This is a genomic window from Salipiger bermudensis (assembly GCF_020171625.1).
In the GTDB taxonomy this organism is placed as follows: Bacteria; Pseudomonadota; Alphaproteobacteria; order Rhodobacterales; family Rhodobacteraceae; genus Salipiger; species Salipiger bermudensis_B.
Genome location: NZ_JAIUZY010000004.1, coordinates 502,051 through 514,625, shown reverse-complemented (window position 1 = coordinate 514,625; position 12,575 = coordinate 502,051). Strand labels below are relative to the sequence as shown.

The 12,575-nt window shown below is 65.2% G+C and carries 11 protein-coding genes; 6 read left to right on the top strand and 5 right to left on the bottom strand.

The features are described from left to right. Nucleotide 1: 1 nt before the first annotated feature. Nucleotides 2-1,198, bottom strand: a complete 1,197-nt coding sequence (locus LCM15_RS09050) for a M24 family metallopeptidase (protein ID WP_224855563.1) — start codon at nucleotides 1,196-1,198, stop codon at nucleotides 2-4. 421 nt (nucleotides 1,199-1,619) lie between these two features. Between LCM15_RS09050 and LCM15_RS09045 the strand changes: the two genes are divergently transcribed. From LCM15_RS09045 to LCM15_RS09025, 5 genes are all read left to right on the top strand, one after another. Further along, nucleotides 1,620-2,720, top strand: coding sequence for an ABC transporter ATP-binding protein (locus LCM15_RS09045; RefSeq protein ID WP_224855561.1), 1,101 nt, complete (start codon nucleotides 1,620-1,622; stop codon nucleotides 2,718-2,720). Between the two features lie 122 nt (nucleotides 2,721-2,842). Then, nucleotides 2,843-3,949, top strand: a complete 1,107-nt coding sequence (locus LCM15_RS09040; RefSeq protein WP_224855559.1) for an extracellular solute-binding protein — start codon at nucleotides 2,843-2,845, stop codon at nucleotides 3,947-3,949. A gap of 103 nt (nucleotides 3,950-4,052) precedes the next feature. Further along, nucleotides 4,053-5,744 carry an ABC transporter permease gene (locus LCM15_RS09035; RefSeq protein WP_224855557.1) on the top strand — a complete coding sequence of 564 codons (1,692 nt, stop codon included), beginning with the start codon at nucleotides 4,053-4,055 and terminating at the stop codon, nucleotides 5,742-5,744. Nucleotides 5,745-5,748: 4 nt separating this feature from the next. Further along, nucleotides 5,749-6,939, top strand: a complete 1,191-nt coding sequence (locus tag LCM15_RS09030; RefSeq protein ID WP_224855555.1) for an ABC transporter permease — start codon at nucleotides 5,749-5,751, stop codon at nucleotides 6,937-6,939. A gap of 124 nt (nucleotides 6,940-7,063) precedes the next feature. After that, a complete protein-coding gene (locus LCM15_RS09025) occupies nucleotides 7,064-8,311 on the top strand; it encodes a PAS domain-containing protein (RefSeq protein ID WP_224855553.1) in 1,248 nt (415 codons plus the stop codon). Nucleotides 8,312-8,329: 18 nt separating this feature from the next. Here the strand turns inward: LCM15_RS09025 and LCM15_RS09020 are convergent, their stop codons facing one another. Then, nucleotides 8,330-8,806, bottom strand: coding sequence for a transglycosylase SLT domain-containing protein (locus LCM15_RS09020; RefSeq protein ID WP_224855551.1), 477 nt, complete (start codon nucleotides 8,804-8,806; stop codon nucleotides 8,330-8,332). A 138-nt stretch (nucleotides 8,807-8,944) separates the two neighbouring features. Here LCM15_RS09020 and LCM15_RS09015 point away from each other — a divergent pair, with 138 nt between their 5' ends. Beyond that, nucleotides 8,945-9,808, top strand: coding sequence for an SDR family oxidoreductase (locus LCM15_RS09015; protein WP_224855549.1), 864 nt, complete (start codon nucleotides 8,945-8,947; stop codon nucleotides 9,806-9,808). Nucleotides 9,809-9,923: 115 nt separating this feature from the next. On the opposite strand, the gene LCM15_RS09010 is transcribed toward LCM15_RS09015, so the two are convergent. From LCM15_RS09010 to LCM15_RS09000, 3 genes are all read right to left on the bottom strand, one after another. After that, nucleotides 9,924-10,367, bottom strand: a complete 444-nt coding sequence (locus tag LCM15_RS09010) for a MaoC family dehydratase (RefSeq protein WP_224855547.1) — start codon at nucleotides 10,365-10,367, stop codon at nucleotides 9,924-9,926. Nucleotides 10,368-10,574: 207 nt separating this feature from the next. Then, a complete protein-coding gene (locus LCM15_RS09005) occupies nucleotides 10,575-11,447 on the bottom strand; it encodes a TIGR01459 family HAD-type hydrolase (RefSeq protein ID WP_224855545.1) in 873 nt (290 codons plus the stop codon). 188 nt (nucleotides 11,448-11,635) lie between these two features. After that, the gene (locus LCM15_RS09000; protein WP_224855543.1) at nucleotides 11,636-12,556 is read right to left on the bottom strand and encodes a manganese-dependent inorganic pyrophosphatase; all 921 of its coding nucleotides are present in this window, start codon (nucleotides 12,554-12,556) and stop codon (nucleotides 11,636-11,638) included. Nucleotides 12,557-12,575 lie beyond the last annotated feature (19 nt).

Sequence of the window (12,575 nt, the reverse complement as noted above, 5' to 3'; positions counted from 1 at the left end):
CTCAGGGTTTGATGAACATCTGGCGGGGACGGTCGCAGAAGCACGCCGCCGCCCCGTCCTCGGTGATCAGGATCGATTCGGTGATTTCCAGCCCCCAGTCCGACATCCACAGGCCGGGCATGAAGTGGAAGGTCATGCCGGGCTGCAGGACGGTTTCGTCCTCGGCGCGCAGCGAGATGGTGCGCTCGCCCCAGTCCGGCGGGTAGCTGAGGCCGATCGGGTAGCCGCAGCGGGCGCCGCGCTCGATCCCGGCGCGCTCGAGCGGGGCGGCGAGCGCGTTGGCGATGTCGCAGGCACGGTTTCCGGCGCGGGCGGCCTCGAGCCCGGCCTCGAGCCCCTCGACCAGCGCGTCCTCGGCGGCGAGGAACAGGTCGGGCGGCTGGCCGAGAAAGATCGTCCGGCAGAACGGCGCATGATAGCGGCGGTAACAGCCCGAGATCTCGAAGAAGGTGGCCTCGCCCTTCTTGAAGGGGCGGCCGTCCCAGGTCAGGTGCGGGGCGGCGGCGTCGGAGCCCGAGGGCAGCAGCGGAACGATGGAGGCGTAGTCGCCCCAGTCGCCGCCCACGCCGAGGATCGCGTCGCGCTGGATCTCGGCCACCACCTCGTTCTTCGGCACGCCGGGCTCGACCCGCTCGAGCAGGCCGTCGACGATTTTCTCCGAGATCCGGGCCGCCTTGCGCATGAAGGCGATCTCTTCGGCGGACTTGATGTTGCGCTGCCAGTTCACCAGCGCGGTGGCATCGATGATGGTGGCGGCGGGAAGGCTGTCGGCGAGCGCCATGAACGCCTTGGCGGAGAAGTAGTAGTTCTCCATCTCGACACCGAGCCGGGCGCCCTCGAGGCCCATGCCGATCAGCCGCTGGGCGAGGTCCTCCATCGGGTGGCGTTCGGTCGACTGCACGTAGTTGTCGGCATAGCCGATGACCCGGTCGTCGCCCATCCAGACGGTGCGCACGGCGCCGTTGCTGTCCTGATTGCGGCCCCACCAGATCGGGTCGGCGTCGTGGAACACCAGCACGCCCTGGTGCACGTAGAACGACCAGCCGTCATAAGCGGTGAGCCAGGCCATGTTCGAGGGGTCGGTGACCAGCAGAACCTCGACGCCGGCGCGCTCCATGGCGGCGCGGGTCTTGGCGAGGCGTCGTTCATACTCGGCCTCGGAGAAGGGCAGGTCTTTCTGGAATCGGTGCTGGTCCATGGCGGTCTCCGGGGGTGGTCTTCGCCCCAGCTAGACAGTTGTGCACAACTCTGGCTGTCAAAAACCGACATCCCGCGTCGCTCATGGGATGGGAGCGCTGAAATTGCGCGCTTGTGGTTACGAGTTGTGCACTTGTGGCACCGAAACGCCTCGAAATTCCCGAAAATGGCCGCGCGGGCGGCCGCGAGGGGTTGGGTTCCGTAGCGTAAGATGTCCCGACTCGTGCAGCCGAATAGACCGGATATGGCAGCGGAAGTGGCGGTTTTGGCTGTGAAGTGCCGTTTTCAGGACCAGATCTCCCGTGTTGCGGGGGCTAGGCTTTGTCTGGCGTCTATGCGGTTGCAAGACGTGGTCGGACGCGGTTTAGTTTGACCCACAAGACAGCGGGGACAATCCGCGAGACATCAACGGGGAGCCGGATTTGCCAGATACCGGGACAAGCGACGCGTTCGTCGCCTTCGAACGTGTTCAGAAAAGTTATGATGGCGAGACACTCGTCGTCAAAGACCTGAACCTCAACATGCCCAAGGGCGAGTTCCTGACCATGCTCGGGCCGTCCGGATCGGGCAAGACCACCTGCCTGATGATGCTGGCAGGGTTCGAGACCGCCACCCATGGCGAGATCAAGCTCGACGGGGTCAGCATCAACAACATCCCGCCACACAAGCGCGGCATCGGGATGGTCTTCCAGAACTACGCGCTCTTCCCCCACATGACCGTCGCCGAGAACCTGTCCTTCCCCTTGGAAGTGCGCAAGATTGGCAAATCCGAGCGGGAGAAGAAGGTGATGCGCGCGCTCGACATGGTCGAGATGGGCGCCTTCGGAGGCCGCCGTCCGGCGCAGCTTTCGGGCGGCCAGCAGCAGCGGATCGCGCTGGCGCGGGCGCTGGTCTTCGAGCCCGAGCTGGTGCTCATGGACGAGCCGCTCGGCGCGCTCGACAAGCAGCTTCGCGAGAAGATGCAGTTCGAGATCACCGACCTCGCGCACCGTCTGGGCATCACCGTGGTCTACGTGACCCACGACCAGACCGAAGCGCTGACGATGTCGGACCGCGTCGCCGTGTTCGACGACGGCCGCATCCAGCAGCTCGCACCGCCCGACGAGCTGTACGAAGCGCCGCAGAACAGCTTCGTGGCGCAGTTCATCGGCGAGAACAACACGCTCGAGGGCGTGGTGAAGGAGATCAGCGGCGGGCGCTGCACGGTCCAGCTTGACGGTGGCGAGGTGATCGACGCCGTTCCGGTCAACGTCAGCAAGGTCGGCGAACGCACCCGCGTGTCGATCCGGCCCGAGCGGGTCGAGGTCAATCCCGATCTTGGCGAGAGCGCCCATACGCTTAAGGCGAAGGTGAAGGAATTCATCTACATGGGCGACATCTTCCGGACGCGGCTGAGCGTTGCCGGAAACGAGGATTTCGTCATCAAGACGCGCAACCGGCCCGACCAGGTCCGGCTGAGGCCGGGCGACGAGGTCACCATCGGCTGGATGCCCGAAGATTGCCGGGCGCTGGACGCTCAGTAGATTTGTGATTTGCCGGAACCGGCGGATCTGCGGATCATCGTCGGTACGGCAAGCACCACGAGGCCGGTACCGAAACCCGGGGGCCGTCCTCTCAATACGACGGGTTGAAAAGGGAGTTACCAATGAAACTGACCAAGACACTTATGGCCTCTACGGCCCTGACCGTCGCTGCCGGTGCAGTGGCCGCACAGGACATGGCGGACAGCATGACGCTGGTGTCCTGGGGGGGCGCTTATCAGGCCAGCCAAGACAATGCCTACGCCAAGCCCTATGCCGAGATGCACCCCGAGGTGAGCATCTCCTGGGACGAGAGCTCGAACGAGGCCGTGGCCAAGTTGCGCGCCATGAACGAAGCCGGCAACATCACCTGGGATCTCGTTGACGTGGTGGCCTCCGACGCCATGCGCCTGTGCGACGAAGGTCTGGCGATGGAATACGATCCCGACGAGCTGCTGGCCGAAGCGCCCGACGGCACGTCCGCCGAGGATGATTTCGGCGACATGATCGTCTCCGACTGCTTCATCCCGCAGATCGTCTACTCGACCACCGTGGGCTACCGCACCGACCTTGTCGGCGACACCGCCCCGACCGACATCTGCGCGATCTTCGACCTCGAAGCCTATCCGGGCAAGCGGTCGCTCGAGAAGCGCCCGATCAACAACATGGAGTGGGCGCTCTACTGCGACGGCGTCGCCAAGGAAGACATCTACGACGTGCTCGAGACCGCCGAGGGCCAGGACCAGGCGCTCGCCAAGCTCGACACCATCAAGGACAACGTCGTCTGGTGGTCCGCCGGTGCCGACACGCCGCAGCTGCTCGCCGACGGCGAAGTCATCATGGGCTCGACCTATAACGGCCGTCTGTTCTCGGTGATCGAGGAGCAGGATCAGCCGGTGGCGATGCTCTGGGACATGCAGGTGTTCGACCTTGATGGCTGGATCATCCCGACCGGTCTTCCGGAAGATCGCCTGGCGCGCGTGAAGGACTTCGTGAAGTTCGCCACCGACACCCAGCGTCTGGCCGATCAGGCCGCCTACATCTCCTACGGTCCGGCGCGCCAGTCCTCGGCACCGCTTGTCGGCCAGCACGCAGAGCTGGGCATCGAGATGGCACAGCACATGCCGACCGATCCGGAGAACGCCTCCAACACGCTGCTCTACAACTACGAGTTCTGGGCTGACTACCGCGACGACATCGACGCGAAGTTCCAGGCCTGGCTCGCGCAATAAGCGCCTGAGCTGAGCGACAGGGAAGGGGGCCGCGTGGCCCCCCTCCACCCTAGATAAATCAAATGCGCATCAAAGACGCAGATCCAACGGGGACCACATCCGCATGAGCGACGCCACTGGGCCAGATACATTCGACGGGCCGACGCCAGACAACGCGCTGCGCCAGGCACAAAAGACCTCCGGCCCGATGCTGGCCGCCGACGGGACGCCTCTGAAGAAGAGCCTTTCTCGGGCGCTGCGCCGTCAGAAGATGCGAGCGCTGATGCTGATCGCGCCGCTGCTGCTTTTCGTGCTGATCACCTTCATCGCGCCGATCGCCGACATGCTGTTCCGCTCGGTCGAGAACCAGATCGTGTCCGAGACGCTGCCCCTCACCACCGAGGAGCTGGGCAGCTGGGACGGCGAAGGGATGCCGCCCGAGGCCGCCTTCGAGGCCGCCTATTACGACATTTTCCTCGCCGCAGAGCGCAAGGAACACACCCGCCTCGGCACGCGCCTCAACTACGAGCTGACCGGCGCCTCCTCGCTGTTCCGCAAGTCGGGCCGCGGGCTCGACGATATCGGCGAAGTCTACCAGGACCAGTTCGAGGATCTCGACGAGAACTGGGACGAGGCGCTGCCCTGGCTCGAGCTGATGGGCGATCCCGAGTGGCTCGCCGAGCAGCAGGAATGGGTCGCCGAAGGCGAGGAGGGGCGGCAGCCGTCCTTTGAACTGAGCGAGGGCACCGCCGACATCCTGCCGCGGACGGCGCGCGAGTTTGCCGTCTTCGCCGAGTACACCCAGGATGAGGAGCGGGACAACCTGCTCGACGAAGAGCCCTGGTCGGCCGTCCATACGGCCCTCTATCAGGATCTTTCGAGCGGCGACGTGTCATCCTATTCCGGGCCGCGCGCCGACATGCTGCAGGCCGCCGCCGCGCTGGTCGCCAGCCCGGATTTTGAAACCGTCTCGTTCCTCGATGGCTTCGAGGAGGTCGATGAAGACTGGATGGAGCCGCCGATCTGGCGCACCATCAAGCTCTACAGCCCCAACTACACCTCGGGCTACTTCCTCAACTCGATCGACATGCAGCTGACGCCGGACGGCATCGAGGCGCGGCCCGAGAACCAGCAGATCTACATGCTGCTGTTCCAACGCACGCTGTTCATGTCGCTCGTCATCACGTTCAGCTGCATTCTGCTGGGCTACCCGGTGGCCTACATCCTGTCGAACCTGCCGATGCGCAGCGCCAACCTGCTGATGATCCTCGTGCTGCTACCGTTCTGGACCTCGCTGCTGGTGCGCACCTCGGCGTGGAAGGTGATGCTGCAGCAGCAGGGCGTCATCAACGACGTGCTGGTGTGGATCGGGCTGGTCGCGGACGACTCGCGCCTGACCATGATCAACAACCAGTTCGGCACCATCGTGGCGATGACCCACATTCTGCTGCCGTTCATGATCCTGCCGATGTACTCGGTGATGTCGACCATCCCGCCCTCTTACGTGCGGGCCGCGAAATCGCTCGGCGCGACCAACTGGACGACCTTCTGGCGGGTCTATTTCCCGCAGTCGATCCCCGGGATCGGGGCGGGGTCGATCCTCGTGTTCATCCTGTCGATCGGCTACTACATCACCCCCGAGATCGTCGGTGGCACCACCGGGACATTCATCTCGAACCGGATCGCCTACCACATCTCGTCCTCGCTCAACTGGGGCCTCGCGGCCGCGCTGGGGGCAATCCTGCTGGCGGTGGTGCTGATCCTCTACTGGGCCTACGACCGCATCGTCGGCATCGACAACGTGAAGCTGGGGTAAGGCAATGAACGACGTGATCCTCACACCCGTGGAAGAGAAACCCCTCTCCTTCACCCTGCCGGTGCTGGCCGCCGCGGGCGCCTTTGCAGGCATCTTCGTCGGCGCTGCCAACGGCTCGAGCCTTCTGGGCATCGTCGCCGGCGCGGTCATCATGGCCGCAATCGGCTTCCTGGTCGTCTCGGTGCTGGGAGAGAGCAACGAGAAGCCCGCGCGCTGGGGCCTGATCGCGGTCTTTGCCGCGGTGGGCTTCCTGCTGGGAGGGATTCCCGGCCTCGTGGTCGGGGCGCTGTTCGGCTGGTTCTTCGGCTGGTTCTCCTACTGGGTCGGCTTCGGCCGCTACCGCGAGAAGCTGGTGCCCTACCTCACCCCCGGGCAGGTGCTCTGGCACTATGCCTTCCGGGTGATCTGCGGCGCGATCTTCGTGTTCCTGATCACTCCGATCATCGTGGTGATGCCGCTCTCGTTCAACGCCGAGAACTTCTTCACCTTCACCCCAGAAATGCTGCGCTTCGATCCCGATGGCTACTCCCTGAGGCACTACCGCGACTTCCTGACCAACCCGGAATGGACCCGGGCGGTGAAGAACTCGCTGCTCATCGCCCCCGTGGCAACGCTGATCTCGGTCTCGCTCGGGACGCTGGCCGCCATCGGCCTGAGCCAGAGCCACGTGCCCGGCAAGCGCGCCATCATGGCGATCCTGATCTCGCCGATGATCGTGCCGCTAATCATCTCGGCAACCGGCATGTACTTCTTCTACTCCAAGATCGGCATCGTCGGCACCTACTGGGGGGTCGTTCTGGCCCATGCCGTGCTGGGCATTCCGTTCGTGATCATCACCGTGACCGCGACGCTGGTGGGCTTTGACCGCTCGCTGACCCGGGCCGCGGCCAACATGGGCGCCAACCCGGTCACCACCTTCTTCCGGGTGCAGATGCCGCTGATCCTGCCGGGCGTGATCTCGGGCGGCCTGTTCGCCTTCATCACCTCCTTCGACGAGGTCGTGGTGGTGCTGTTCATCGGGTCGGCCGAATTGCAGACCCTGCCGTGGCAGATGTTCACCGGCCTGCGCGAGCAGATCTCGCCCACCATCCTTGCCGCGGCGACGATCCTCGTGGGGATCTCGATCCTGCTGCTGAGCACGGTCGAACTGCTGCGCCGCCGCTCGGAACGGCTGAGGGGCATGAGCCCGGGCTGACCCGCCCCCGGCACAAGGCAACGAAAAATGCGGAACGCGGGCGTCAAAAGCGCCCGCGTTCAGCTTTTGGAAAGGGAGCTGCGTGCAAGGTCGGGACGATTGCGTCCTGAGGCACGAGGCACCGATGACCCAGCATGATTCCCAGCTCGTATCCCAAAGCCGCGGTGGCATGGGCGAGGTGCCGTTCGAGGCATCGTGCATGTTCTATTCCCGCACCGACGAACGCGGGATCATCGTCGAGGGCAACAGCATTTTCCGCCGCATCTCCGGCTTCGGCTGGGAAGAGCTGAAGGGCGCCCCGCACAAGCTTGTGCGCCATCCCGACATGCCGAAGGGCGTGTTCCACATCTACTGGGACCGCCTCAAATCCGGCAAGCAGGTCGCCGCCTACGTCAAGAACCAGTCGAAGGACGGGCGCTATTACTGGGTGCTCGCCGTGGCCTGGCCGATCGCCGGAGGGTATCTGTCGGTCCGGATAAAGCCGCATACGGACCTGTTCACCAAGATGAAGGATATGTACGCCGATCTGCGCCAGGCCGAACTCGAGGATGGCGTGTCCGCGGCGCGCAGCGCCGAGACGCTGCTCGCCCGACTGCCCGAGCTTGGCTACGAAGATTACGATGCCTACATGTCCGCCGTGCTCTCGCTCGAGCTCGAGGATCGCGCCAAGCGCTGCGGGTTGCCTCTGGATCCCCAGCAGCAGCGGTTCCTCACCATGGTGCGCACCATCGGCCAGATCCGGGAAGAAACCGACCGCATGACCGAGATCATCAAGATGATCCGGACGGTGCCGATGAACATGCGCATCCTCGCCTCGCGGCTCGAGAATGCCGGCGGCCCGATCAGCGCGATCTCGGTCAATTACGGCTCCATGCTCGACGAGATGGCAAGCTGGGTGACAAGCTTCGTGGAGGGCAAGGACAGCACCTATGTCCGGATGCGAGAGACCATCGAGCGCGGCCAGTTCCTCGTCTGCGCGGCGATCATGCAGCGCGAGATGTCGACGCTGTTCGAGGAAGACATCAAGAGCGCGCCGGACACCACGGCCCTGAACGAAGACCGCGAGACGCTGCAGGCCGAGGCCAAGATGTTCCACAAGAGCGCCGGAGAGGCGCTCAAGGTCGTCGAGAGCGAGGCGACCCGCCTGGGCCGCAGCGTGCTCGACATGAAGCGCTACGTCACCGGCCTCAGCTCGACGCGGATGATGTGCAAGATCGAAAGCGCGGCGCTCAACGGGTCGGGCGATTCGCTGTCGGGCATCGTCGATCAGCTGGATGCGGGGCAGGACGAGATCGAGGCGCGTCTGGCCCGGATCGTCGAGCTCAACACCATCATCCAGTCGAACACCGCAATGCTCCGGGCCGTCACGTGACGGGCCAGGGCGGGCGCCTCAGCCTGACCGCAGGCCGGTCTCGACAAGCATCCCACGGCGCTTGGCTTCGTAGTAATAGCCGCGCGCGTACCAGCCGATCGCCTCGTCATGGCTGCCGTCGGAGAGAAGCCATGCCCCACGGAGGTACTTCACCCCGTATTTCAGGTTGGTATCCGCGTTCAGCAGCTCCGACGGCGCTCCACGAAAGCCCATCGTGCGCGCCGTCTGCGGCAGGATCTGCAGCAGCCCGTAATAGGGGCCGTTGCGGGCCGCCGGATTGTGGCTGCTCTCGCGGATGGCCAGCCGATGCACGAGCGCGCGCGGGACCTCGTAGTGATCCGACCAGAGATTGATCTGCTTGCGCAGCTGCGGGGTCTCGTTTGGATAGAGCGGCGGGTTGTGGCTGCGTGAGGCCGGCTCATCCTGGCGGGTTCCGCAGGCGGCAAGCCCTCCGAGCATCAGCACCATCAGGGCACGGCGAGACAGACACGGCATGGGATACCTCTCAAGAACGGGGTGACCCTTGATTAGCGCGACACGCCGGGCTTGCCCATACTTTGGCAGGATCATGCGCGAAGCGCCGCTCACGTCGGGCGGCTTGCATATTCCCGCCTCAGAACTCACTTTGGAGGCATGACAAAGAGACTTCTCTCGCTCGGACATGGATACTCGGCGCAGGCGCTGGCGCGGCACTTGCTGCCGCAGGGCTGGACGGTGCTCGGCACCACCCGCGACCCCGACAAGGCCGAACGGCTTCGCGCAGAAGGCATCGTGCCGCTGCTCTGGGACCGCGCTGCTGTGGAGGAGGCGCTGGGGCGGGTGAGCCACGTGCTGATCTCGGCCGGGCCGGATGCCGAGGGCGACCCGGCGCTGCGGCTCTGCGGTGCCGCCATCGCCGAACGCGCGGCGCAGTTCGACTGGGTCGGATATCTCTCGACCACCGGGGTCTATGGCGACCATGGCGGCGGCTGGGTCGACGAGGACACACCCCTCACCCCCGGCACGCGGCGCGGGGCGATGCGGTTGGCCGCCGAACAGGCGTGGCGCGCCATCCCCGACCTGCCGCTGCACATCTTCCGCCTTGCCGGGATCTACGGGCCCGGACGCGGGCCCTTCGCCAAGGTGCGGGCCGGGACCGCGCGACGCATCGTTAAACCGGGGCAGGTGTTCTCGCGCATCCACGTGGAGGACATCGCACGGGTGCTCGAAGCCTCGATCGGCCAGCCCGCGCCCGGCGCGGTCTACAATGTCTGCGACGATGATCCCGCCCCGCCGCAAGACGTGATCCTGCACGCGGCGGAGCTGCTCGGTCTCGCGCCGCCGCCCGAGGAACCCTTCGACGAGGCAGAGATGGGGGCGATGGCGCGCAGCTTCTATGCCGAGAGCAAGCGGGTCTCGAACCGCCGCATCAAGGAAGATCTGGGGGTGACGCTGTCCTATCCGGATTACCGTGCCGGGCTTGCTGCGTTGCTGGAGGACGAGACCAACGCGGGCTGAGATCTGCCCCGCGGTCGCTCTGGCGGCGCGGGCGGGGAGGGGGCCAGCCCCCTCTTGGCGCAAGCGCCAATTCACCCCCGAGGTATTTGTCGAACCAGAGAAGACAGGGTGCGGCTCAGTCGAACTTGCGCGAGGGGGCAAGCACCTTGGCCTCGCCGGCAAGCACTTTCTTGCCATCGACAGAGCAGTGGCAGTCGAGCGTGACGCGGCGCTTCGAGTGGTCGATATCGACCACCTTGACCTCGGCGTAGACCGTGTCGCCCGGGCGCACCGGGGCGAGGAATTTGAGGGTCTGCCCGAGATAGATCGTGCCGTGGCCGGGAAGCTGTTCGCCGATCACCGCCGAGATCAGCCCGGCGGTCAACATGCCGTGGGCGATGCGCCCCTCGAAGATCGTGTCATGCGCATAAGCGTCGTCGAGATGCACCGGATTGCGGTCGGTGGAGACCTCGGCAAAAAGCTCGATGTCGCGGTCGGTCACCAGCTTTCGCAGGTGCCGGGTCATCCCCATCTCGATATCCTCGATGCAGATGGTGCCTCGCGGAAAATTGTCGAACATCTCAGCCTCCATGATCCCCGACCTGGTAACAAACGTGCGAGAATACGCAACTTACACGTAACTTTATTGCTTCGCGGGCGCAGAAAATCAAGGCTGTTCTGCGCGAGGCCGGTCAAACACCTGTGCTGCGGGCAGGGCAGACAGAGAAAGGGCGCGCCGTCCGATCGCGGCGCGCCCGTGTGTTTCAGGCCCGGAAAGCGCTGCGGATCAGCGCAGGAAGCCGATCGAATAGGTCGGCGCCATGCCCTCGCGCTCGAGGAATTCGAGAAGCGCCTCCGCGTGGGGCTGGCTCTCGGTGCGGGTTTCCTCGGCGGCGAGCCCGCCGGTGATGAACAGCGAATCGATGTCCTCGCCCTGCGCGCCCTGGATGTCGGTGCGCACGCCGTCGCCGATGGCGAGGATGGCGCTGTCACCGATTTCGGGGGCGATCTCGTGCAACCGGCGGCGCGCAAGGTCGTAGATCGGCGGGTGCGGCTTGCCGAAATAGAGGCTCTCGCCGCCCATCTCGGTATAGAGCGCCGCCAGCGCGCCGGCGCACCATTCGCGGCGGTGACCGCGATCCACGACGATATCGGGGTTGGCGCAGAGCAGCTTGAGGCCCTTCTGCTTGGCGTAGAGGAATTGCGGGCGCATCTCGGCCGGATCGGCGCTGGCGTCGAACGGGCCGGTGCAGACGATGCCCTCGGCCGCTTCGAGCGGCACGCAGGTGACCTCGACCGGGTCCTTGATCAGGTGCAGCGGCTCGAAGAAGGTCTTCTCTTCCTCGTTGCCGATGAAATAGACCTTGTTGCCCACGGTGCCCTGGAACATGGCGGAACGCGCGCTGTCGCCAGAGGTGGCGATGGTGTCCCAGGCGTCGTCGGGCACGCCGAACGTCACCAGCTGCTTGGCGACCTCGACGCGGGTGCGCGGCGAGTTGGTCACCAGCACCACGATGCCGCCGGCCTTGCGATAGGCCTGCAACGCCGCGCAGGCGGCGGGATAGGCGGTGACGCCGTTATGGACGCAGCCCCAGAGGTCGACGAACAGCGCCTCGTAGTTCTGCGAGACGTCGGACAGGGCTTCGATGATCTGGGACATGGGTCACCTTCTGTGCTCGGGTCGCGCCCTAGGTAGGCCGCGCGGGCGCGCTTGGCCAGCCCCTACGACACCCGTGCGGCAGGCTCTGGCCCCGCGTCAGGGCGCACTGAGCCGGACGCAGGGAGACACGCAAAGAAAAAGGGCGCCCCGGCAAGGGCGCCCGTCCGATCGCGTCGCAGGGGACAGGATCAGAGCTTGAGGTTCGGGATGATCTGCTTCTTGCGGCTCATCACGCCGGGCAGGACCACGGTGTCGCCCTCGACGGTGGCGCCGAAGCTCTTCTCGGCCACGCTCTTGACCAGATCGTTGGGGACCAGGAGGGTGGCCTCTTCCTTGATGATGTCGACCACGAAGAGCAGCACCTCGTCGACGCCATCCTCGGCGGCGACGGTCTTGAAGCTCTCCATCAGGCTGGCCTTGCGGTCGAGCGGGATCTCGGGCGCGGTGGTCTCGAGCACGGAGACGCGGAACTTGGTGCCGTCGACGGCATATTCCTTGCTGTCCATGCGGATCAGCTCGGCATCGGAGAAGGCCGAGACGTCGGACTTGGCGGCAAACATCTGTGCGGCGAACTCGGAGATGTCGAGGTCGAGATCGGCCGCCAGCGTCTCGGCCACGGCGCGGTCATGCGAGGTGGTGGTCGGCGAGCGGAATTCCAGCGTGTCCGACAGGATGCAGGTCAGCGCGGCGCCCTTGATGGCGTCGGGCATCTTGGCCACGTCGCCGCCCATCAGGTCGACCATGATGGTCGCGGTGCAGGCCAGCGGCCGCACGGTGATGTCGATCGGACCCTTGGTCTCGAGACCGCCAACCAGCTTGTGGTGGTCGATGATGGCGCGGATGTCGGCGCCATTGATCGAGGCGGGCAGCTCGGCGGGGTTGTTGGTGTCGACGATCACCACCGGCGCGTCGGCCTCGACATCGGCGATGATCTCGGGCTTCTCGAGGCCCCAGTGCTCGAGCATGAAGGCCGCTTCGGTGTTGGGCTCGCCCAGCAGTACGGGCTTGGCGCTCTCACCCTTCACCTCGTTGAGGTACCACGACCAGATGATCGGGCTGCCGGTGCTGTCGGTGTCGGGGGATTTGTGGCCGAAAACCAGAGTGGTCATGGAAAATTAGCTCCTTGGG